This is a genomic window from Telluria sp. RB2R28 (assembly GCF_059685835.1).
The window spans coordinates 623004-645797 of sequence record NZ_JCASIK010000003.1; the positions used below are offsets into that span (position 1 = coordinate 623004).

Consider the following 22794-nt stretch of genomic DNA (forward strand, 5'->3'; position numbering starts at 1 on the left):
TATGCACAAGCAGCCGAATGTGGTCAAGGTTGTAAACAGGTTTTTGGACGGTTTTTCAAGTCATTGATTACAAAGACTAAAATTGTCTTGAATTGAGGAATTATCGTTCCGGACTTGATCTAACGTAAACCTTTGATGGGGTCAAGTCCCCGACTATTCACAAAGTTCTCCACAGATTTGCACAGGGCCCAGATTGTCAATCAGCAACCAAGCACCGGTCACACCGCACTGCTTCCTCGAAGTCGTGATCGATACGCCGCTCAACAGCAGTTTCGACTACCGCTGGCCGTGCCAGCCGGGAGACGAACCGCTGCCCGGCCAGCTGGCGCTGGTGTCGTTTGCGCGGCGCGAGGTGATGGCCCTGATCGTCGCGGTCAAGTCCACCAGCGATGTGCCCCCGGAAAAACTCAAGGATGCGCTGGCCGTGCGGGGCGAACTGGCGCCGCTGTCCGGGCGCTGGCTGGCGCTGGCGCGGTTCGCTGCCGAGTACTACCAGCGCCCGCTCGGCGAAGTCGCGTTGCCCGGCCTGCCGAAGAACCTGCGGGTGCCCAAAACAGTGGCACTGGGGCGCGCGCTGAAAAAACTGGCCAAGCTCGACGCCGGGCAGGACGCGACCGCAGTGGGCATGCCCGTGCTGAACACGGCGCAGCAGGAGGCGGCCGACGCGATCGGCGGCGCCACCGGATTCAACCCGTTCCTGTTATGGGGCGTGACTGGCAGCGGCAAGACCGAGGTCTATCTGCAAGCCTGCGCCCAAGTGCTGGCGCGCGATCCGCAGGCGCAAATCCTGATCATGGTCCCCGAGATCAACCTCACACCGCAGCTCGAAGGCAATATCCGGGCGCGCTTCCCGGGCATGATGCTCGCCACGCTGCACAGCAGCCTGTCCGAAGGCGAGCGCATGCTGCACTGGCTGGCCGCGCACCTGGGCCAGGCGCGCATCGTGCTGGGCACGCGGCTTTCGCTGCTGGCGTCGCTGCCGCACTTGCAGCTGATCGTGATCGACGAAGAGCACGACCCGTCGTACAAGCAGCAGGAAGGCTTGCGCTATTCGGCGCGCGACCTGGCCGTCTGGCGCGCGCACCAGCTGGGCATTCCGATCGTGCTGGGCTCGGCCACGCCATCGCTCGAATCGTGGCACCACGCGCGCTCGGGGCGCTATAAACGGCTCGACCTGCGCGAGCGCGCCGTGCAGGACGCGGTGCTGCCGCGCGTGCGCCTGATCGACATGGAGCGCGACCGCGGGCGCGACGGCTTGACCGCCGAGATGATCGCCGCGCTGCGCCTGCGCCTGGAGCGCGGTGAGCAGTCACTGCTGTTTCTGAACCGGCGCGGCTATGCCCCCGTGATTTCCTGCGACGCCTGTGGCTGGATCAGCGACTGCACGCGCTGCACCGCCTTCATGGTGCTGCACAAGCCCGAGAACCGGCTGCGTTGCCACCACTGCAGCCTGGAACTGCGCATCCCGCGTTCGTGCCCGACCTGCGGCAACGTCGATATCCAGCCGCTGGGCCGGGGCACGCAGCGCGTCGAAGAAGGCTTGCGGGCGATGTTCCCCGAGGCGCGCATCCTGCGCATCGATGCCGACTCCACGCGCCTGAAAGGCAGCGCGCAGGCGGCGTTCGACAGCGTGCACCGGGGCGAAGTCGATATCCTGATCGGCACCCAGATGGTCGCCAAGGGGCACGACTTCAAGAAGCTCACGCTGGTGGGCATCCTGAACCCGGATACGGCACTGTTCTCGCAGGACTACCGCGCCAGCGAGCGCCTGTTCGCGCAGTTGATGCAGGTGGCCGGGCGGGCGGGGCGCGCCGGGGCGCCGTCCGAGGTGCTGGTGCAGACGCGTTATGTGCAGCATCCGCTGTACGGCGCGGTGATGCGCCACGACTACGAGCGCTTTGCCGGCCAGTTGCTGGATGAACGGCGCGAAGCGGGCCTGCCGCCGTACATGTACCAGGCCTTGCTGCGGGCCGAGGCGCGCGAGCTGCCGATCGCGATTGCGTTTCTGGAAAGCGCGCGCGACTGCCTGGCGCACGACGGGATCCTGATCAACGACCCGATCCCGATGACGATGACGCGGGTGCACAATATGGACCGCGCCCAGCTGCTGGTGGAGTCCAGCTCGCGCCCGGCCTTGCAGGCCTTCCTGCGCGAGTGGATGGAAGCGCTGCGGGCCATGAAGGCCCGCGTGAAGTGGTCGCTCGAAGTCGACCCGCTCGATATTTAAGCTGCGCTGGCAGCCTTGCGCGCCACCTGGCGACGACGGTTTGCGTAGCCCATCATGGCCAGGCCTGCGCCCAGCAGCAGGCCGCTGGCCGGCTCAGGCACTTCACCGCCGACCGTTTCCACACCAAACGTGAGCGTGCCGAAGTTCCAGATGCCATCGATGCCAGCGAAGTCATCGAAGTCTTCATAGAATTCCAGGCGCAGGATGCCGTCGGCGCCAACCGCGAAATCCAGGTCAAGGTCGACCAGATCGGCAAAACCGGCGTAGGTTGCGGTACCAGGGATGCTATCGCCGAAACCCGGATTGAAGACAACGCCGTCGAAGCCGTCCGAGTCAGTGAACGCCAGGCCGATTTCGGACAGCCAGCTCGGCGAGAACGCCGTCAGGTTCAGCGAGTAGGCGACGCTGGTGATGACCGCATTGGCGCCGACGTTATAAGCCAATACTGTATTGCCGGAATCGCCGATTCCACCCTGGCTCGTGACCCCAGCAACATTGACAACCAGCGGCGCGGCGAACACGGACGAGCAAGCGAACAGCGACAGGCTAACAAGCAGTTTGTTGAAGGAAGCAAGTGACATGGGATCTCCTTGGTGGGTGAATCCGAAGGGATAGCAAGTATCGTGCCGTATTTACAGATCATCGTAGGCGGTTGATTCTTATGCGTAAAATTTCCGAAATTAATGTTTTAACTTGCAGTATGTAATATTTATCGACATACACTCAGCATGGATGCGAAAAACCCTGGTGCCCGATGGCATCCTGAATGGGTTCGTGCTGCCCCCAACGGCGTGAAATAGCGTATCGTTTTGCCTGTCAACAGCGAAAGAGCACCATGAAACAACTGAATGTGGATGTCGCCGTCATCGGCACGGGCACCGCCGGCATGACCGCTTATCGCGCCGCCAGGGCGCAGGGCGCACGCACCGTGGTCATCGAGGGCGCGCACTACGGCACCACCTGCGCCCGGGTCGGCTGCATGCCGAGCAAGCTCCTGATCGCCGCGGCAGAGGCGGCGCATGCGCTGCACACGTCCGGTCCGTTCGGCGTGCATGCCGGTGAGGTGCGGATCGATGGCCCGGCAGTGATGGCGCGTGTCCAGCGCGAACGCGATCGCTTCGTCGGCTTCGTGCTCGAGGCCGTGGAAGCCATCCCCGTCCATGACCGCCTGCAGGGCCACGCGCGCTTTACCGGCCCTTGCACGCTGCAGGTCGACGACCATACCGAGATCCACGCCGGGCGCGTCGTCATCGCCACCGGCTCGACACCGCTGCGCCTGCCGCAGCTCGAGAACGTCGGCCCCGGCATCGTTACCAGCGACGACGTGTTCTACTGGAACGACCTGCCGGCCTCAGTGGCCGTGATCGGCACCGGCGTGATCGGCCTCGAACTGGGCCAGGCCCTGAGCCGTCTTGGCGTGCGCGTGCGTTTCTACGCGCGCGGCGGTTCCATCGCCAACATCAGCGACCCCGAAGTGCTGCGCTGCGCTGCGCGCGTGCTGGGCGAGGAAGTCGACATCGCGTTCCAGAGCGAGATCGTGAAAGCAGTGCAGGATGGCGAGGAGGTGGTCCTGCATGTGCGCGATGCGCTGGGCAAGGAAAGCAGCGAGCGCTTCCAGTATGTGCTGATGGCGGCCGGGCGCACGCCGAACGTGCATGACCTGGGCCTCGAACTGACCGGCCTGGAGCGGGGCGCCGACGGCATCCCGACCTTTGACGCGCGCACGATGCAGTGCGGCGGCAGCCAGATCTTCATCGCGGGCGACGCCAACAACGAGCGTCCGCTGTTGCACGATGCGGCCGACCACGGCAAGATCGCCGGCGACAATGCGGGCCGCTACCCCGACGTGCGCCCGGGCCTGCGCCGCACGCCGATCGCGGTGGCCTTCACCGAGCCGAATATCGCCACGCTGGGCAAGAGCTATCGGGCCCTGTCCGCAAGCGGCCAACCCAAGTTCGCCGTGGGCAGCATGTCGTTCGAGAACCAGGGGCGCAGCCGCGTCATGCTGCAGAACAAGGGGATGCTGCGGGTGTATGCGGAGTATGGCTCGCGCCTGTTCCTGGGCGCCGAGATGATCGCGCCGCGCGCCGAACACCTGGCCCACCTGCTGTCATGGGCATGCCAGATGCGCATGACGGTCGACCAGATGCTGGAGATGCCGTTCTATCACCCGGTCATCGAAGAAGGCGTACGCACCGCGCTGCGCGACCTGGCGACCAACCTGTCGCAGGGCGAGAGCAGCACCCACACGGGCGAGACCGAACCGGGCCTCTGAACCGTGCAGCTGGCTCAGTCGATCAGTTGAGCAGGGTGGTGGCCAGCTTGCCCTGGCCGGCCAGCTGGCGCAGGACCCGCACGGTGTCGATGTCGGCTTCTTCGTACGCCGACTTCTTGAATTCGTCGTACATCGCATTGGCCTGGTCGACGTGTTCGCCCATGCCGTCGTCGTAGCAGAAGCGCACCAGCAGCATGGCGCTGGTCGGCGCCTCGATCACCATGCGCAGCGTCGAGGCGGCGATGTCGCCCTGGGCCGGCACGTCGTAGTGCACTTCCTGCAGTGGGGTCAAGGTGACCTTGTCCTCGATCACCAGCGGACCGAAGGTCAGGCGGCGGCGCATGATGCCGGCGTCGCGCTCGAGGATGTCGCAGGCGTCCAGGTGCGGAATGAACAGTTTTGGCTGCTCGGCGCGCAGCACCAGGCCGTGCCACAACTGCTCGCGGGTGAGCGTGTCGAGCAGCGGGTTCATCGGATCGTTGATTTCGACGAGATGTTCGAATTTCATGTGGCAGATTTCCAGAAAAAATAGGGCTGCAGCGGCGCGTCTGGCGTCTCGCTGGCAAAGGTCGCATGGTACCCGATCCCGGTCTGCCTCGCAGGACCATGCAGGGAAGCAAGCGCGCAACGGCGGCCTGTTGCAATCCGACCTTGGCTGCCGCGCGCCATCGCCCGCTGCGCCCGCCAGATTGTTACAATCGCTCTCTGTCCCACCGAAAACTTCCCCATGTCAAACGCACCAAAGTTCGGCCTGAACGGGCCGCAGAGCGAAGCCGCGCTGTATCTGGACGGCCCTTGCCTGGTGCTCGCTGGCGCCGGGTCCGGCAAGACGCGCGTGATCACGCAAAAGATCGCCTACATGATCGAGCACTGCGGCTACGATCCACGCACCATTGCCGCCCTGACCTTTACCAACAAGGCGGCGCTCGAGATGCAGGAGCGCATTGCCAAGCTGCTCAAGCAGCCGAAGCAGGCCAAGCAGCTGACCGTGTCGACCTTCCACTCGCTGGGCGTGCGCATCCTGCGCCAGGAAGCAGCCGGGGTGGGGCTGAAGGACAAGTTTTCGATCATGGACAGCGACGACTGCTACACGATCGTGTCCGACCTGGCGCTGAGCACCGATAAACAGGAAATCCGCCGCATCCAGAACACGATTTCGCTGTGGAAGAACGGCCTGGTCGACCCGGAAGACGCGATCAAGGCCGCGCGCGACGAAGACGAAGCCCAGGCCGGGCGCGTCTACCGCAGCTATGTGGCGACGCTGCAGGCCTATCAGGCGGTCGACTTCGACGACCTGATCCGGCTGCCGGTGGAACTGTTCCGCAATAACGAGCCGATCCGCGACCGCTGGCAGCGCCGCCTGCGCTACCTGTTGATGGACGAATACCAGGACACCAATACCTGCCAGTACGAGCTGGTCAAGCTCCTGGTGACGGGCCTGGGCAAGAAGCCGATGTTTACCGCCGTGGGCGACGACGACCAGGCGATCTACGCCTGGCGCGGCGCCTCGGTCGAGAACCTGAAAACGCTGCAGGTCGATTTCCCCGACCTGCGCGTGATCAAGCTCGAGCAGAACTACCGCTCCACCACCCGCATCCTGCAGGCGGCCAATGCCGTGATCGGCAACAACCCGAAGATCTTCGAGAAGTCGTTGTGGTCCGAGCACGGCCTGGGCGAGCCGATCAAAGTGATGGGCATGCAGAACGATGACCAGGAAGCCGACCAGATCGCGATGCTGATTTCGTCCGAGCATTTTCAGCGCAAGAACAACTGGTCCGATTTCGCGATCCTGTACCGCGGCAACCACCAGGCGCGCGTGATGGAGCAGGCGCTGCGCAAGGAGCGCATCCCGTACACGATGTCGGGTGGCCAGAGTTTCTTCGACAAGGCCGAGATCAAGGACATCATTGCCTACCTGCGCCTGATCGCCAACCAGGACGACGACCCGGCCTTCATCCGCGCCATCACGACGCCCAAACGCGGGGTCGGCATGGCCACGCTGGAAGTGCTGGGCGAATTTTCGAAGCAGTGGAACTGCTCGCTGTTCGAGGCGGCGCGCAAGGGCGGCATCGAGGCCAAGCTGGCCGAACGGCAACTGGGATCGGTGCGCAACTTTTGCCACTTCATCAGTGAGCTGGAAGACCGTGCAACGCGGCCCGGCCCGCTGGGCGCTGGCGACCACGCGGCCGAGGTGCTCGACGACATGATGAAGGAAATGAATTACGAGCATTACCTGTACGAAGGCTTCGACGACCGCGCGGCCCAGGCCAAGTGGCAGAACGTGCTCGAATTTACCAACTGGCTCAAGGACCGCGGCCGTGGCGGGCGCGACCGCGATGGCGAAGAGAAGAACCTGCTCGAACTGACGCAGATGGTGGCGCTGATGTCGATGCTCGAAGGCCAGGACGAGGAGCAGGACGCCGTGCGCATGTCGACGCTGCACGCGTCAAAAGGGCTGGAGTATCCGCACGTGTACCTGGTCGGCGTGGAAGAGGGCATCCTGCCGCACAAGGGCGACCCGGACGCGTCCATCGAAACGATCTCGGCGCGCATCCAGGAAGAACGGCGCCTGATGTACGTGGGCATCACGCGCGCCCAGCGCACGCTGCACGTGAGCTGGTGCAAGCGGCGCAAACGCGCGGGCGAGCTGGTCAATTGCGATCCGTCGCGCTTCATCAAGGAAATGGCGCTGGACGTTGGCGAGGCCGCGCCGATGGAGTCGGAAATCCTGAGTCCGAAGGCAAGATTGGCAAGTTTGAAAGCCTTGTTGGCAACACCAAGGCCGGTTCCGGAGTAAACCGTTGTGCGCAAGCCTTGATGGATCGGCAAGTCGTGCGCACGATTGAAATGCTATTTGACTTCATGTGTCTATCAAGAAATACTTGCCGGGATAACGATATTTTGATATCTAAATTCCCATGGCATTTACCTTGCTGCAACGATTATTGACCGATTCATGGCAACTCCTTCCGACATCACCGTCACCCCGCTTACCGGACTGAACCACATCGACGCCTTGCTGGACAAGGGCCCGGACTGGAACTTCCTCAGCAATAACAACGCCAACGTGCTGTTCTACACGTTCTCGATCACCTCGGGCAATGAAAGCGACCGGACTGGCCAGGAAGCGTTCAGCGCATCCCAGCAAGCCAATGCCCGTACGGCGTTCAGCTACCTGCAGCAAGTGACCGGGATTCAGTTCCAGGAAACGGCATCCGGCACGAGCGCCCAGTTCCATCTGGCCAATCTGGACCTGGACGGCGCCTACACGACGGGTCTTAACAGCTGGATATCGCAACGCAGTGGCACCGAGACCACGCTGAGCGCGTACAACGCGAATGCCTACGTGTATCTGGACAACGCCGAGTGGCGTGGAATGACGCAGAACCTGACAGTCGGTACCCAGGGTTACGAAACCCTGCTGCACGAACTGGGGCACGCCCTTGGCCTGAAGCACCCGTTCCCGGAACCGGGTGACGAAGGACTGGCCGTGCTGCCCGGCAGCGAAGACAACACGAGCAATACGATCATGTCGTACACCAGCGCCGGCGGTTGGCACAGCACCTACCGGCCCTACGACATCGCAGCACTGAACTGGCTGTATGGCGGCGACGGCCTGCGTGGCGAGCTCGGCATCAACAGCACGACGGGTGGACGCTATATCACCGGCAGCTTCAAGGCAGACACCCTGATGGGTACCCAATTTAACGATACTTTGCAGGGCAACGGAGGAAGTGACATGATGAATGGCGGAGATGGAATCGACACGGTGATCTATGGTGGCAATCGCAGTGCATATGCGTTGGCCAATCTGGACAATGGCGCATTGTCGGTCACGAGTGCGCAAGGCGTCGATACGCTGGTTTCGGTCGAGCAGCTAAGGTTCGCCGATATGGTCGTCAGCCGCGCCAGTATCCTGGATACCACGCCGCCGCCCGTGCCGACGATGGCCGTGACCAAGAATGGCGCCATGTATGCGCGCGGTAATATGCCGAACATGAATGGCTCGGCCGAGGCCAATGCACTGGTTCAGGTATTCATTGGCGAGCAATTGATTGCCACTGCCAGGGCTGACGCATCTGGCCTGTGGAGCGCCCGGTCGACCGTGGCGCTGGCGGATGGCCTGAATTACCGGGCCTATGCCAAAGCAACGGACGCCTCGGGCAATACCTCGGGTGCGAGCGACCTGTCCGTGTTCAACGTGGATGCCACCCAACCCACCGCCCCAACAATGACCGTATCGCTGTCCACCGGCAGTAACCAGCCGCAGTTCAGCGGCGCCGGTGAAGCTGGTACCACGATCGAGCTGTACCGCAACAGCGACGGTATCAAGTTTGGCAGTGCAATCGTTGGATCGGATGGCGCCTGGAAGCTGGCCGCAGCGCCATTGCCGAATGGTGTCTACGACGTGATCGGTGCGGCGGTGGATATCGCAGGCAATGCCACTGCCATGCAGGCAGGCAGCAATGTGACCATGACGATCAATCATGCCGGTAACCTTGTCGGCACTGGCAATGCCGACACATTCTCCATGGGTGCAGGCAATATCGCCATCGATGGCGGCGGCGGTATCGATACCGTGGCGTTCAGCGGCGCGCGTGCGCAGTACACCATCACCAAGGGTGCCTGGGGCCATGCAGTGACCGATGCCAGCGGTATCGATGGCTTGTACAACATCGAGCGGCTCCATTTCAGCGACAGCTGGCTGGCGCTCGACGACGGTACGGCGCAAGTGTTCCGGTTGTACCAGGCTGCTTTCGGCCGCGCCTCTGATTCCGTGGGGATGGGCTACTGGATCGACCGTATGGATAAAGGCGCGTCGCTGTTGACGATCGCGAATGAGTTCACCGTCAATCAGGCCGAATTTGACCGCATTTACGGCGCGAACCCGACCGACGAAGTGTTCATCAGCAATCTGTACCAGAACGTCCTGCACCGGGCACCCGATGCGGACGGTTTTGCGTATTGGCTCATGCGTGCCGACAATTCGAGCAAGGCCCAGATTCTGGTGGAATTCAGCGAAAGCCCGGAAAACCAGGCCCAGGTCGTTGGCGTGACGTCGACCGGCATGGAATTCACGCCATGGCAGCCTGTAAAGCCTGCCGTTGAACTGGTTGGCGTCATGTCTGCAGATCTTGCGTTCCAGCCTGCCATGTCCTGATGCACGGGCAAGCCCCGGTACAGCTGGCATAATGCCGGCTTTACCGGAGTGCGCCGTGGACCAGGAAGAACGTTTCGTCAATCTTGAAATCAAGCTCTCCCAGCAGGAAGACCTGCTCGATGAGCTGAACAAGACCATCTACCGCCAGGAGCGCCGTATCGACGAGCTCGAGGCGATGGTCGGCAAGCTGGCCGACCATTTGCGCTCCCTGCGCGACGCCGGCCAGGCGCCACTCAACGAACGCCCCCCGCACTATTGATTCACGCTTGAATCAAGCCTGACGCGCCAGGTGCTGCCCCAGGCGCTTGCCCAGGCACAGCAGGGTCAGTGTCGGCGGCAAGCCCCATGGCTGCGGGATCACCGACGCATCGCACACATAGACACCCGGCGCGCGCGTGCGCAGATCGGCATCGACCCCGGCGCCAATCCGTACGCTGCCGCCCGGGTGCGCCGCGAAATGCCAGCTCTTGAACACGTGCCGCGTACCGGCCGCCTCCAGGATCGTGCGCGCCATCCGTTCGCCCGTCTGCAGGCGCGCGCGATCGCCAGCGCTCAGGCGCTTGTCGGCCCAGCGCGGTCCGACGCGTCCGCTGATATCGTCACGAATCTTGACCATGATGCAGAGGGTGCGCCGGTGCGCGAACAAGCGGTCCACGCGCCCGACCTGCGCCGCAAAGGCCTGGTACATCGGGCGCGGCAAGGTCAGGTCGGCCAGCGCGATGCCGGCTTCCGGGTCATGCCAGCCGGCCGCCATCGGCACTTCGGCGCCGCCATCGATGTCGGCCACACTGCCCATCACGGCGACCACGGGATCGCTGAAGAACGGCGCATCGCGCGGCCCCAGGCTTGACGCATGCAGGATGCGCGGGCTGCCGATCCCGCCGCCACTCAGAATCACCAGCGGCGCGTGGATCGTCTGCAGCTGCCCGCCATGCTTTACCTCGACGCCGCTGGCCCGGCCTCCCTCCAGCAGGACGCGCGTGACGCGGCTGCCTGTTTGCAGCACGGCGCCAAGCCCCACCGCCTGCTCGACGAAATCACGGGCACTCCATTTGGCGCCGAACGGGCAGCCATAGGTGCAACGCCAGCAGCCGCTGCGGCACAGCGCCGGCCGGATCATCTTGTCGAGTTTTTTCCAATCGATGCCGGCCGCATGCGCCGCCGTCATGATGCGCGTGGCCATGGGCCCGACCAGCGCATCGGGCAGGGGCGCGAGCGGCAGTTCCGCGCGCAGCTCCGCCAGGCTCGGGGCCAGATCGATGCCGTACGCGGCGAAGTACGCCGCCGGCGGCGCGGCCGCAGTGGCGAAGTTGACGGCCGAGCTGCCGCCCAGCGTCGTGCCGGCCACCAGCAGCGACGCATCGCGGTGGATGAAGGCGCCGCGCCCGGGCACGGCCGCCATCGACGCCATCTGCGTGACGGTGCCGGCGAGCGGTGCGGCGCCGCCCTGTTCGAGCAGCAGGACCCGGCTGCCGGCACGCGCCAGTTCGCGCGCGACGCTGGCCCCGCCAGGGCCGGTGCCGACCACGATGGCGTCGAAGGAAGAGGAAGAAAGGGTCATGGAAAGAGGCTGCAAAGGGGCCTTGATGCTAGCACGGCGCTCACCGTATGCACGTCAATACAGGGGCTGCGGATTGATACATTGCGCTACTTTTTAATTGTTACAAGCGCCATGCAAGCCTGCTATGATCTTCAGCGCACTGCTGTCGAGCCACTGGCGACAGCGCCCTTCCTCAGTGTTAGCGAAAGACCTCATGATCCGTCCTCAACTGCTCATCGTGGCAGCCAGCGTCGCGCTGGCGTGTTCCGCCATCGCAGCGCCTGCCGCACCCGTCCTCGACGCTTCCAACCCGTTCGCCAAGCCCAGCAGCCTGCCGCTGCAATACCCGGCGTTCGACAAGATCAAGGATGCGCACTACCTGCCTGCATTCGCTGCCGGCATGCGCGAAGAACTGCGCGAAGTCGAGGCGATCGCCAATGACAAGGCGGCGCCGACGTTCGACAACACGATCGTGGCGCTGGAAAAATCCGGCCAGTTGCTGGCACGCGTGAACGCGACCTTCAGCAATCTGCACGGCGCCAACACCAACGATACGCTCGACGCGGTCGATCGCGAGATGTCGCCCAAGCTGGCGGCGCACACCGATGCAATTCACCTGAACGCGAAGCTGTTCGCGCGCGTCAAGGCGCTGCACGACAAGCGCGCCTCGCTCGGCCTGGACGCCGAATCGACGCACCTGCTCGAGCGCTACTACAAGGAATTCGTGCGCGCCGGCGCCAACCTGTCGGCGGCCAACCAGGCCAAGCTGAAGGCCTACAACGGCGAGATCGCCTCGCTGCAGTCGGACTTCCAGCAGCGCGTGCTCAAGGGCGCGAATGCCGCCGCCCTGATTGTGAACACCCGCGCCGAGCTGGCCGGGCTGTCTGACGCCGAGATCAATGCCGCCGCTGCAGAAGCCGCGAAACGCGGCCAGAAGGGCAAGTTTGCGATCCCGATCGTCAACACGTCGATCCAGCCTGGCCTGTCGACCCTGACGCACCGCGCCACGCGCGAGCGCTTGATGAAAGCCTCGCTCGAGCGCGGCACCAAGGGCGGCGAATTCGACACCACCAGGCAGGTGCTGCGCCTGGCCAAGCTGCGCGCCGAACGCGCCGTGCTGCTGGGTTACCCGAATTTTGCGGCTTACTCGCAAGAGCTGGAAACCGCGCGCAATCCGGCCGCCGTCAACAAGCTGCTGGGCGACCTGGCCAAGCCGGCCGTCACCAACGCGAAGAAGGAAGCCGTCGAGATCCAGGCTGCAATCAACAAGGATGGCGGCAAATTCGAAGTGGCAAGCTGGGACTGGCCGCTGTACGCCGACAAGGTGCGCGCCGAGAAATTCAATTTCGACGACAGCCAGCTGCGCCCGTACTTTGAACTGAACCGCGTGCTGGTCGATGGCGTGTTCTTCGCCGCGACCAAGGAATACGGCATCACGTTCAAGGAACGCAAGGACCTGCCGACCTACGACCCCGACGTGCGTACATTCGACGTGTACGACGTCGACGGCAAGCTGCTGACGATCTTCATCTTCGACCCGTACGCACGCAGCAACAAGCAGGGCGGTGCCTGGATGAACGAGTACGTCTCGCAATCGCACCTGCTGGGCCAGAAGCCGGTCATCGGCAACCACCTGAACATTCCGAAGCCGCCAGCCGGCGAGCCGACGCTGCTGACCTACGACGAAGTGGTCACCACGTTCCACGAATTCGGCCACGCGCTGCACGGCATGTTCTCGGACGTGAAGTACCCGAAATTCTCGGGCACGAACGTGCCGCGCGACTTCGTCGAGTATCCGTCGCAGGTCAACGAAATGTGGGTGACCTGGCCTGAAGTGCTGGCCAACTACGCCAAGCATTACAAGACCGGCGCGCCAATGCCGAAGGACTTGCTGGACAAGGTCGTCGCGTCGAAGAAGTTCGGCCAGGGCTATACCACCACCGCCTATCTGGCGGCAGCGCTGCTCGACCAGCGCTGGCACCAGATCACACCAAACCAGGTGCCCACCGACGTGCTGAGCTTCGAGGCGAAGGCGCTGGCCGATGCAGGCGTCGCGTACGCCCCGGTGCCGCCGCGCTACCGCAGCGCGTACTTCTCGCACTCGATGGGCGGCGGCTATTCGGCCGGCTACTACGCCTACCTGTGGAGCGAGCGCCTCGATGCCGAGACGGTCAAGTGGTTCACCGAAAGCGGTGGCCTGACGCGCAAGAACGGCGACCATTTCCGCAAGACGCTGCTCTCGCGTGGCGGCACGCAAGAAGCGATGGACCTGTTCCGCAACTTCCGTGGCCGCGATCCGGTCATCGGTCCACTGCTGGAACGCCGCGGCCTGACCGCGACGCCGTCGAACGACTGATGCCTGTGCGCCGCCTGCGCCGTCACGAGCGGTGCAGGCGGCGCGCTGCGCCATTGACCTACCCTTTTTCTCCCATCGCACAAGAGATACCATGAACCGTCCAAAACTGCTGCTGATCGCAGCCGGCGTTGCCCTTGCCACCCTCGCGTTTTCCAAGTCGGCCAGCGCTGCGCTGCCAGCCTCGAATCCGTTCGCCAAGCCGAGCACCCTGCAGTACGGCTACCCGGCCTTCGACAAGATCAAGAACGAGCACTTCGCGCCAGCGTTCGACGAAGGCATGCGCGAGCAGGCCGCTGAAATCGCCAAAATCGCCAGCAACAAGGCTGCACCGACGTTCGACAACACGATCGTGGCGATGGAGCGCTCGGGCCAGCTGCTGGGCCGCGTGCGCGCCGTGTTCTACACGCTGACCGGTTCGTACACCAACGACACGCTGCAGGCACTGGACAAGGACCTGGCGCCGAAATTCGCCGCGCACAGCGATGCGATCCGCCTGAACCCGGCCCTGTTCGCCCGAATCAAGACCCTGCACGACAAGCGCGCCACGCTTGGCCTGGACGCCGAATCATCGTTCCTGCTCGAGCGCTATTACAAGGACTTCGTGCGCGCCGGCGCCAACCTGTCCGCTGCCGACAAGGTCAAGCTGAAGGACTACAACGGCAAGCTGGCCGCGCTGCAGACCCAGTTCAGCCAGAACGTGCTCAAGGAAGTCAACGCCTCGGCCTTCGTCGTCGACACCCGCGCCGAACTGGCCGGCCTGCCCGAGAAAGCCATCGACGCGGCGGCCGCCGAAGCGACCAAGCGTGGCCTGGAAGGCAAGTTCGTCATCCCGGTCGTCAACACCACGCAGCAAGCGCCGCTGGCCGTGCTGACCAACCGCGCCACGCGCGAAAAACTGCTCACCACGTCGATGATCCGCGGCAGCCGCGGCGGGCAATTCGACAACCGTGACGTCGTGCTGCAACTGGCGAAACTGCGCGCCGAACGCGCCGAGCTGCTGGGCTACGAGAACTACGCCGCCTACTCGCTCGAAGACCAGACGGCGAAGAACACCACGTCGGTCAACAAGCTGCTGGGCGACCTGACCGCGCCGGCCGTGCGCAACGCAAAGAAAGAAGCGGCCGAGATCCAGGCCGTGATCGATGCGGAGAAGGGCGGCTTCCAGCTGGCCGCGCAGGACTGGGCGATCTACAGCGACAAGGTGCGCACCGCCAAGTATGCGTTCGACGCCAACCAGCTCAAGCCGTACTTCGAATTCGACAACGTGCTGGAGAAAGGCACGTTCTTCGCTGCGACCAAACTCTGGGGCATCACCTTCAAGCGCCGCACCGACCTGCCGACCTACGACGCCGATGTGCGCGTGTATGACGTGTTCGAAGAAAACGGCGCCCATCTGGCGATCTTCGTGGTCGACCCGTACGCGCGCCCGAACAAGCGCGGCGGCGCCTGGATGAGCTCCCTGGTCGACCAGAGCTTCCTGCTCGACAAGAAGCCCGTCATCACCAACAACCTGAACCTGACCAAGCCGGCCGCAGGCGAGCCGACCCTGCTGACCTGGGACGAGGTACGCACGACGTTCCATGAATTTGGCCACGCAACCCACGGCTGGTTCTCGAAGGTCAAGTACCCGCGCTTCTCGGGCACCAGCGTGCCGCGCGACTACGTCGAGCTGCCATCGCAGGTCTACGAAATGTGGATGGCCTGGCCCGAAGTGATGGCCAGCTATGCCAAGCATTACCAGACCGGCGCCGTGATGCCGAAGGAACTGCTCGACAAGCTGCGCGCGTCGCAGAAGTTCAACGAAGGCTACCGCACCACCGAATACCTGGCTGCTGCGGTGCTCGACCAGCGCTGGCACCAGCTGGGCTCCAAGGCCATCCCGACCGACGTGAAGACGTTCGAGCAGCAGGCGCTGAAGGACGCGGGCCTGGACTTCGCACCGGTCCCGCCACGCTATAGCAGCACGTACTTCTCGCACGCGATGGGCGGCGGTTATTCGGCCGGCTACTACAGCTATCTGTGGGCCGAGCGCCTCGACGCCGATGCCGGCGAGTGGTTCAAGGAAAACGGCGGCCTGCAGCGCAAGAACGGCGACCGCTTCCGCAATATGGTCCTGTCGAAGGGCGGCACTGTCGATGCGGTCGAGATGTACCGCGCCTTCCGTGGCCGCGATCCGGTCATCGAGCCGCTGCTGGAACGCCGTGGCCTGAACTGATGCCAGGGCAGCCGGTCTGCGCCGGCTGCCAGCAGGTCCTTATCCTTACCGTGAAAAGCACAAGAACATGAAACGTACCCATATCATCCTGGCCGCTGCCATCAGCGCTGCCTTTGCCAATGTCGCGTTGGCCGCGCCCGCACCAGCGACCGCCGCACCGGTGACCGCTGCGGCGCCGTTCGACGCGAGCAACCCGTTCGCCAAAGAGAGCAGCCTGCAGTACAACTACCCGGCCTGGGACAAGATCAAGAACGAGCACTTCGCCCCGGCCTACGCCGAAGCCATGCGCCAGCACGCGGCGGAGATCGAGAAGATCGCCAACAACAAGGCTGCGCCAACCTTCGAGAACACCATCGTCGCCATGGAGCGCTCGGGCCGCATGCTCAATCGCGTCAGCACCGCCTTCGGCACGCTGTCAGGCTCCTACACCAATGACACGCTGATCGCGCTGGGTCGCGACATCGCACCGAAGCTGTCGCAGCACAGCGACGCGATCCGCCTGAACGGCAAGCTGTACGCCCGCATCAAGGCACTGTACGACAAGCGCGCCAGCCTGAAGCTGGACAGCGAATCGGCCTACCTGCTGGACCGCTACAACAATGACTTCGAGCGCGCCGGCGCCAAGCTGTCGGACGCCGACAAGGAAAAGCTGAAGGCCTTCAACAGCCAGCTGGCCGCCCTGCAGACCAAGTTCGCACAAGACACGCTGAAAGAAGCCAACGCCTCGGCGCTGGTGGTCGATTCGCGCGCCGAACTGGCGGGCATGAGCGACAAGGCCATCGACGGCGCGGCCGCCGAAGCAAAAAAACGCGGCATGGATGGCAAGTTCGTCCTGCCGGTCGTGAACACCACGCAGCAGGCATCGCTGTCGGTGCTGACCAACCGTGCCACGCGCGAAAAACTGCTGGCCGCCTCGATGGCGCGCGGCAGCCGTGGCGGTGAATTCGACACCCGCAACACCGTGCTGCAGATCGCCAAGCTGCGCGCCGAACGCGCCGTGCTGCTGGGCTTCCCGAACCACGCTGCCTACAATCTGGAAGAGCAGACCGCCAAGACCACGGACGCCGTCAACAGCCTGCTGGCCGAACTGGCCACGCCTGCCGTGAACAACGCGAAGAAGGAAGCGGCCGACATCCAGAAGGTGATCGATGCTGAAAAAGGTGGCTTCAAGGCCGCCGCCCATGACTGGAGCTTCTACAGCGACAAGGTGCGCGCCGAGCGTTACGCGTTCGACGCCAGCCAGCTGCGCCCGTACTTCGAACTGAACCGCGTGCTGGTCGATGGCGTGTTCTTTGCCGCGACCAAGGAATTCGGCATCACGTTCAAGGAACGCAAGGACCTGCCGGGCTACAACGAAGACGTGCGCGTGTTCGACGTGTTCGACGTCGATGGCAAGCAACTGGCGATCTTCACGTTCGACCCGTACGCCCGCTCGAACAAGCGTGGCGGCGCTTGGGCCAACGCCTGGGTCGGCCAGAGCAAGCTGCTGGGCACCAAGCCTGTCATCGCCAACAACCTGAACATCCCGAAGCCGGCCGCCGGCGAGCCGACGCTCTTGACCTACGACGAAGTGCGCACCACGTTCCACGAATTCGGCCACGCGCTGCACGGCATGTTCTCGGACGTGCAGTACCCGCGCTTCTCGGGTTCGCGCGTGCCGCGTGACTACGTCGAGTTCCCGTCGCAGGTCAACGAGATGTGGATGACCTGGCCGGAAGTGCTTGCCAACTACGCCAAGCATTACCAGACCGGCGAGCCGATGCCGAAAGCGCTGCTGGACAAGGTGCAGGCCTCGTCGCAGTTCAACGAAGGCTTCCGCACCACCGAGTACCTGGCCGCCGCGCTGCTGGACCAGGCCTGGCACCAGCTGGCGCCGAACCAGATCCCGACCGATGTGCTGGCGTTCGAGGCGCAGGCGCTGAAAAAGGCCGGCGTTGACTTCGCACTGGTGCCGCCGCGCTATCGCAGCACGTACTTCTCGCACACGTTCTCGGGCGGCTACTCGGCCGGTTACTACGGTTACCTGTGGGCCGAGAAGCTCGACGCCGACACGGTCGAGTGGTTCAAGGCCAATGGCGGCCTGACGCGCAAGAACGGCGACCATTTCCGCAAGACGCTGCTGTCGCGCGGCGGTACGCTGGATGCGATGCAGATGTACCGTAATTTCCGCGGCAAGGATGCGGATATCAAGCCGCTGCTGGAGCGTCGTGGCTTGACCGGTAACTAACGGCTTCCGCGTTGCCGGACAATGGGGGCTCCCGCACAGGCGGGGGCCCCCGTTCATTTTGTTTTCCACACAGCCGTGTTCTCTCCCACGCCCCCCATGCCTTACAATGAAATCGACCAATCCACGGAGACCACGATGCAACCCGAACACGATGCCGACCTGAAGGCACGCCTGAAAGCCCTGCACCGCGAACTGCAGGAAACCGGCGACACCGATGTCGAACTGGAAACGCTGCTGCGCCAGCTCGATGGCGATATCGAGAAAGTCCTCGAACGTCGCGCTGAGCAGGAGCTCGATGCGAATACCTATGGCCTGGGCTCGCGCACGCAGGAGCTGGCAGCCAGTTTTGCCGCCCGCCACCCGCGCGTCGAGCACGGCTTGCGCGAACTGGGCCAGATCCTGTCGAACATGGGCATTTGACCTGCGCTGCTGAAATAGTAGGCTAATAGCCACAAGTCATTGATTTTAAGCCATTTTTCGGGGCCTTCCATGCTCCGTAAATGGTTTTCCGGTACAATGCCGGGCAATGAACTCCCCTGCCAATCTCTTTGCGACGGTCGCCAAGCGCTCCAGCCGCGCCCCGACCGCACCCTTCCTCCCGATGTCCCGCGCCGAAATGGACGCATTGGGCTGGGATTCGTGCGACATCATCCTGATCACGGGTGACGCCTACATCGACCACCCGAGCTTCGGCATGGCGCTGGTCGGCCGGCTGCTCGAAGCGCAGGGGTACCGGGTCGGCATCATCAGCCAGCCCGACTGGACCTCGGTCGAGCCGTTCCGGGCACTGGGCAAACCCAATCTGTACTGGGGCGTTACCGCCGGCAATATGGATTCGATGGTCAACCGCTACACGGCCGACCGCAAGATCCGCTCCGACGATGCCTACACGCCCGAAGGCGCGCCGAACAAGCGCCCTGACCGCGCCGTGACCGTGTATTGCCAGCGCGCCCGTGAAGCGTTCCCGGGCGTGCCGGTGATCGCCGGCAGCATCGAAGCCTCGCTGCGCCGCATCGCCCATTACGATTACTGGTCGGATAAAGTGCGCCGCTCGGTGCTGTTCGAATCGAAGGCCGACCTGCTCATCTTCGGCAATGCCGAGCGCGCGCTGGTCGACCTGACGCGCCGCATCGCCGCGGGCGAAAACATCAAGACGATCCGCGACCTGCGCGGCACGGCGTTCCTGGTGCCGCTGGGCTGGCTGCCGGACGAAGAATGGAGCGTGCACAATTCCACCCGCGTGGACGTGCCGGGCCGCATCGACAAGCAGCCGAACCCGTACGCGATGGCGCTGGAAGACCCGAAAGCCTGCGCGCTGGACAACGCCGCGCCCGAGCCCGAGGTCAAGCCGATCATGATCATGACGCGCGAGCAGCGCCAGGCCGCGGCCCGCGAAAAAGCGGCCAAGACCGTCGTGCGCCTGCCGAGCTTTGAGACGGTCAGCGTCGACCCGGTGATGTACGCGCACACATCGCGCGTGTTCCACCTTGAGTCGAACCCGGGCAACGCGCGCGCGCTGGTGCAGGCGCACGGCGACCGCGACGTCTGGCTGAACCCGCCGCCGTTGCCGCTGGCGATGGACGAGATGGACAATGTCTACGACATGGCCTACGCCCGCGCGCCGCACCCGAGCTACGGCAAGGCGCACATCCCGGCCTGGGAAATGATCCGCTACTCGGTCAACATCATGCGCGGCTGCTTCGGCGGCTGCACCTTCTGCTCGATCACCGAGCACGAGGGGCGCATCATCCAGAGCCGCTCCGAGCCGTCGATCCTGCGCGAAATCGAACTGATCCGCGACACGACCAAGAACTTCGCCGGCACGATTACCGACCTCGGTGGCCCCACCGCGAACATGTACCGCCTGGCGTGCAAGGAAAAGACGATCGAGGAAAGCTGCCGCCGCCTGTCGTGCGTGTACCCGACCATCTGCAGCAACCTGGGCACCGACCACAGCAAGCTGATCTCGCTGTACCGCAAGGCACGCGCGATTCCCGGCATCAAGAAGATCCTGATCGGTTCCGGCCTGCGCTACGACCTGGCCGTGCGCTCGCCCGAGTACGTCAAAGAGCTCGTCACCGACCACGTCGGCGGCCTGTTGAAGATCGCGCCGGAACACACCGAAGCGGGCACGCTGTCGAAGATGATGAAGCCGGGCATCGGCGCGTATGACGAGTTCAAGCGCATGTTCGACAAGTACTCGCTCGAAGCCGGCAAGAAGCAATACCTGATCCCGTACTTCATCGCGGCCCACCCGGGCTCGACCGACGAAGACATGCTGAACCTGGCGTTGTGGCTGAAGAAAAACAACTTCAAGCTCGACCAGGTGCAGACGTTCACGCCAACGCCAATGGCGATGGCCACGACGATGTACCACTCGCGCCGCAACCCGCTGGCCAAGGTGACCGAGGATTCGGAGATCGTCGAGACGGCAAAGAGCGGCAAGACGCGCAAACTCCATAAGGCGTTCCTGCGCTATTACGACCCGGAGAACTGGCCGATCCTGCGCGAGGGCCTGTATCGCATGGGCCGTGGCGACCTGATCGGCAACAGCGACCGGCACCTGATTCCGGCGCCGGGCGGCGAGATGGCCAGCGGTTCGCTGCGCGAAGAGCGCCGCGGTCCCGGCATGGCGCCGAAAGGACGGCCAGCCGATGGCGCACCGAAGCGCACGATGGGCGCCGGCGCACCACGCGGCCGCACCGACCGCACGCCGGCCACCACGCCATTCATGGCGCCGCCGTCGAAGGTCAAGCCGTCGATCCTGTCGACCATCAAGGCCAAGCCCAAGACCGTGCGCAAGTAAGCGCGTTCGAAGGGACAAAAAAAACCGGCGCCTGAGGCGCCGGTTTTTTTTGGGCAGTGCAATGTAGTCCGTTACGGTTTGGTCTTCAATTTCGCATTCGGCGTCGGCGCCCCGCGCCGTTCGCGCGCGATGTCCAGGTCCATGCTGGCCTGCCGCGTGCGTAGCGAGTTGGCATAGCGATGCCGCGCCCGCAGGCGCGGGTGCGTGACCAAAACACCCAGCGTTTCGCCGATCACCATCACCACGCCCAGCAGCGGCAGCACCAGCATCAGTCCCACCACGCCCGCCAGCATGCCGCCGACAAAGATCATCAGCACCGTCACCAGCGGATGGATGTGCAGGCTGCGTCCCAGCGTGGCCGGCATGAAGATGAAGTCGTCCAGCAGGCGCACCAGCACGAACACGCCAATCGCGCCGTAGGCCATCAACGGGTTGCCCGGTGCGTCGGTGGAGGCGACGATGACGACCAGCGCGCAGCCGGCGATCGAGCCGACGAACGGCACCCAGGCCAGCACCGCCGAGATCAGACCCAGCAGCAGGGGCGAGGACACGCCGATGATCCACAGGCCCAGCGCCAGCACGATCGTGTCGAGCACGGTCAGCTTGAGCAGCCCTTCGAAGTAGCGGCGCGCGGTCTGGTCGACTTCGTGCAGCAGGTACAGCGCCGGCTCGAAGTAGGCGTTCGGCACCGCGCGCGCCAGGAACTTCTTGAAGCGCACACCATCGCGCAGCAGGAAGAAGCTGAGGAACGGCGCCAGGAACAGCGACGGCACCCAGGTCACGATGCCGACGACGATGTCGCCCAGGTGGTTCTGCGCGAAGTCGCTCGTGTAATTGGTGAACGCGCGGTTGACGGTCGAGGTCAGGCGCATCTCGGCCAGCAGCGGGAATTTCGCTTCCAGCAAACCCATCGAATTGCGCACGAAGGCGACGCCGCCGTCGAGATACAGGCTGATCGTCGCTTCCCATGAATCTTCTTCGGGGCCGTCGCCCCAGGCCATGGCCGCCGTCAGCGCCAGCGCGGTCAGGGCAAAGAACAGCGTGCAGACCCACAGCGCGGCGGCGTTGCGGCCAAAGCCTGAACGCACCATGCGCTGCATTGGGCCCAGCAGGATGTAATACAGGACGGCGCCGAAGATGAAGGGCAGGGCCAGCCACAGCAGCTTCTGGACTACCAGCAGCAGCAGGCAGGTGCCGCCGATGATGCCGGTCCAGACGACCGGGCCGGCGCGCTCGGGGCCGTGGGCAGGGTCGAGGTGGGTGCTCACAGCGCTTCCAGCTGCGGCCGGCCGGTGCCCATCCATTCACGCAGGCGCAGGCCAATGTGGCGCGCCAGTGCCAGCGAAATCTTGTAGCCGATGACGGCGTCGGTTTCCATCAGGCCCAGAAAGTCGGCACGGAAGAACACGGCCACTTCGCACGGTTCCAGGGCGCGTGCCTGGGCATTGCGGGGGGAGTTATCGAGCAGCGCCAGGTCGCCAAAAAAGCCGCCCGGTTCGAGCTCGGCCACGACCTGCGTCATGCCCTCGTGCAGGCGGCTGATGCGCACCCGGCCGCTCATCAACAGGTACAGCGCCTGACCTTCTTCGCCCTCGTCGAACATGATCTCGTCTTTTAAATAGCGGCGCTCGTGCAGCAGACCGTCGACGATCTTCAGTTCCAGCGGCGTCAGCGCCGCGAACAGCGATGAGCTCTTGAGCCGATGCAGGCGCGGCGACATGCGCGGTGGTTTGAGAAAACGAAAAATCAAGGCGTACTCCGGGGTGGTGCGGTCTGTTGTCTGTTTGATTATCCGCGATCGGATGCTGCCACGCATCAAAAAGCGTGACGTGTGCGCGGCGGTGTGGCGGCGTGTCCATAAGGTGCGTCAAGCGTGCGCTCGCCTGTCTTGAAAAACGTGTAACATAATTCCGTAGGGCAACATCAATGGTATTTTTAGAAAGCCATGCGTGCGATGAGGCGAGGCGGATGCAAGTGCCTTTTCAAG

General features: G+C 63.9%; 15 protein-coding genes. 10 read left to right on the top strand and 5 right to left on the bottom strand.

Translation table 11 applies throughout. The annotated features are described in order from the left end of the window. Nucleotides 1-193 precede the first annotated feature (193 nt). A complete protein-coding gene (locus AC56LV_RS15115; RefSeq protein WP_499558759.1) occupies nt 194-2227 on the top strand; it encodes a primosomal protein N' in 2034 nt (677 codons plus the stop codon). Here the strand turns inward: AC56LV_RS15115 and AC56LV_RS15120 are convergent. Then, the gene (locus tag AC56LV_RS15120) at nt 2224-2808 is read right to left on the bottom strand and encodes a PEP-CTERM sorting domain-containing protein (protein ID WP_499558761.1); all 585 of its coding nucleotides are present in this window, start codon (nt 2806-2808) and stop codon (nt 2224-2226) included. The two genes, AC56LV_RS15115 and AC56LV_RS15120, sit on opposite strands and share 4 nt — an antisense overlap. Nucleotides 2809-3062: 254 nt before the next feature. On the opposite strand from AC56LV_RS15120, the gene AC56LV_RS15125 reads away from it, so the two are divergent. Beyond that, nucleotides 3063-4502 carry a dihydrolipoyl dehydrogenase gene (locus AC56LV_RS15125; protein ID WP_499558763.1) on the top strand — a complete coding sequence of 480 codons (1440 nt, stop codon included), beginning with the start codon at nt 3063-3065 and terminating at the stop codon, nt 4500-4502. A gap of 22 nt (nt 4503-4524) precedes the next feature. On the opposite strand, the gene AC56LV_RS15130 is transcribed toward AC56LV_RS15125, so the two are convergent. Next, nucleotides 4525-5010, bottom strand: a complete 486-nt coding sequence (locus tag AC56LV_RS15130) for an SRPBCC family protein (RefSeq protein WP_499558765.1) — start codon at nt 5008-5010, stop codon at nt 4525-4527. A 219-nt stretch (nt 5011-5229) separates the two neighbouring features. Between AC56LV_RS15130 and AC56LV_RS15135 the strand changes: the two genes are divergently transcribed. The 3 genes from AC56LV_RS15135 (at nt 5230) to AC56LV_RS15145 (ending at nt 9922) form a co-directional block, all read left to right on the top strand. Further along, nucleotides 5230-7299, top strand: coding sequence for a UvrD-helicase domain-containing protein (locus AC56LV_RS15135; protein ID WP_183555152.1), 2070 nt, complete (start codon nt 5230-5232; stop codon nt 7297-7299). A 159-nt stretch (nt 7300-7458) separates the two neighbouring features. Continuing rightward, nucleotides 7459-9663 carry a DUF4214 domain-containing protein gene (locus tag AC56LV_RS15140; RefSeq protein WP_499558767.1) on the top strand — a complete coding sequence of 735 codons (2205 nt, stop codon included), beginning with the start codon at nt 7459-7461 and terminating at the stop codon, nt 9661-9663. Between the two features lie 55 nt (nt 9664-9718). Next, nucleotides 9719-9922 carry a SlyX family protein gene (locus AC56LV_RS15145; protein WP_183555154.1) on the top strand — a complete coding sequence of 68 codons (204 nt, stop codon included), beginning with the start codon at nt 9719-9721 and terminating at the stop codon, nt 9920-9922. 12 nt (nt 9923-9934) lie between these two features. On the opposite strand, the gene AC56LV_RS15150 is transcribed toward AC56LV_RS15145, so the two are convergent. Next, the gene (locus AC56LV_RS15150) at nt 9935-11224 is read right to left on the bottom strand and encodes a GMC family oxidoreductase N-terminal domain-containing protein (RefSeq protein ID WP_499558769.1); all 1290 of its coding nucleotides are present in this window, start codon (nt 11222-11224) and stop codon (nt 9935-9937) included. 193 nt (nt 11225-11417) lie between these two features. On the opposite strand from AC56LV_RS15150, the gene AC56LV_RS15155 reads away from it, so the two are divergent. The 5 genes from AC56LV_RS15155 (at nt 11418) to AC56LV_RS15175 (ending at nt 20807) form a co-directional block, all read left to right on the top strand. Continuing rightward, nucleotides 11418-13559: a M3 family metallopeptidase gene (locus AC56LV_RS15155; protein ID WP_499558771.1), complete on the top strand. Its 2142-nt coding sequence runs from the start codon at nt 11418-11420 to the stop codon at nt 13557-13559. Nucleotides 13560-13650: 91 nt separating this feature from the next. Then, on the top strand, nt 13651-15774 hold the full coding sequence (locus AC56LV_RS15160; protein ID WP_499558773.1) for a M3 family metallopeptidase: 2124 nt from the start codon (nt 13651-13653) through the stop codon (nt 15772-15774). Between the two features lie 67 nt (nt 15775-15841). Next, nucleotides 15842-18001 (top strand): M3 family metallopeptidase, encoded by a 2160-nt coding sequence (locus AC56LV_RS15165; protein ID WP_499558775.1) that lies wholly within the window; start codon nt 15842-15844, stop codon nt 17999-18001. 135 nt (nt 18002-18136) lie between these two features. Beyond that, nucleotides 18137-18421, top strand: a complete 285-nt coding sequence (locus AC56LV_RS15170) for a DUF4404 family protein (protein WP_183555162.1) — start codon at nt 18137-18139, stop codon at nt 18419-18421. Between the two features lie 106 nt (nt 18422-18527). After that, complete coding sequence (locus AC56LV_RS15175; RefSeq protein ID WP_499558777.1) at nt 18528-20807, top strand: YgiQ family radical SAM protein; 2280 nt, start codon at nt 18528-18530, stop codon at nt 20805-20807. 71 nt (nt 20808-20878) lie between these two features. On the opposite strand, the gene AC56LV_RS15180 is transcribed toward AC56LV_RS15175, so the two are convergent. Beyond that, the gene (locus AC56LV_RS15180) at nt 20879-22075 is read right to left on the bottom strand and encodes an AI-2E family transporter (RefSeq protein ID WP_499455989.1); all 1197 of its coding nucleotides are present in this window, start codon (nt 22073-22075) and stop codon (nt 20879-20881) included. Continuing rightward, nucleotides 22072-22557, bottom strand: a complete 486-nt coding sequence (locus AC56LV_RS15185; RefSeq protein ID WP_221290483.1) for a cyclic nucleotide-binding domain-containing protein — start codon at nt 22555-22557, stop codon at nt 22072-22074. Before AC56LV_RS15185 ends, AC56LV_RS15180 begins: the two co-directional genes overlap by 4 nt. Nucleotides 22558-22794: the final 237 nt, after the last annotated feature.

Coding starts and splice junctions, on each gene's coding strand:
- AC56LV_RS15120 (WP_499558761.1), bottom strand. CDS start 2,808: ATGTCACTTGCTTCCTTCAACAAACTGCTTGTTAGCCTGTCGCTGTTC.
- AC56LV_RS15125 (WP_499558763.1), top strand. CDS start 3,063: ATGAAACAACTGAATGTGGATGTCGCCGTCATCGGCACGGGCACCGCC.
- AC56LV_RS15130 (WP_499558765.1), bottom strand. CDS start 5,010: ATGAAATTCGAACATCTCGTCGAAATCAACGATCCGATGAACCCGCTG.
- AC56LV_RS15135 (WP_183555152.1), top strand. CDS start 5,230: ATGTCAAACGCACCAAAGTTCGGCCTGAACGGGCCGCAGAGCGAAGCC.
- AC56LV_RS15140 (WP_499558767.1), top strand. CDS start 7,459: ATGGCAACTCCTTCCGACATCACCGTCACCCCGCTTACCGGACTGAAC.
- AC56LV_RS15150 (WP_499558769.1), bottom strand. CDS start 11,224: ATGACCCTTTCTTCCTCTTCCTTCGACGCCATCGTGGTCGGCACCGGC.
- AC56LV_RS15155 (WP_499558771.1), top strand. CDS start 11,418: ATGATCCGTCCTCAACTGCTCATCGTGGCAGCCAGCGTCGCGCTGGCG.
- AC56LV_RS15160 (WP_499558773.1), top strand. CDS start 13,651: ATGAACCGTCCAAAACTGCTGCTGATCGCAGCCGGCGTTGCCCTTGCC.
- AC56LV_RS15165 (WP_499558775.1), top strand. CDS start 15,842: ATGAAACGTACCCATATCATCCTGGCCGCTGCCATCAGCGCTGCCTTT.
- AC56LV_RS15170 (WP_183555162.1), top strand. CDS start 18,137: ATGCAACCCGAACACGATGCCGACCTGAAGGCACGCCTGAAAGCCCTG.
- AC56LV_RS15175 (WP_499558777.1), top strand. CDS start 18,528: ATGAACTCCCCTGCCAATCTCTTTGCGACGGTCGCCAAGCGCTCCAGC.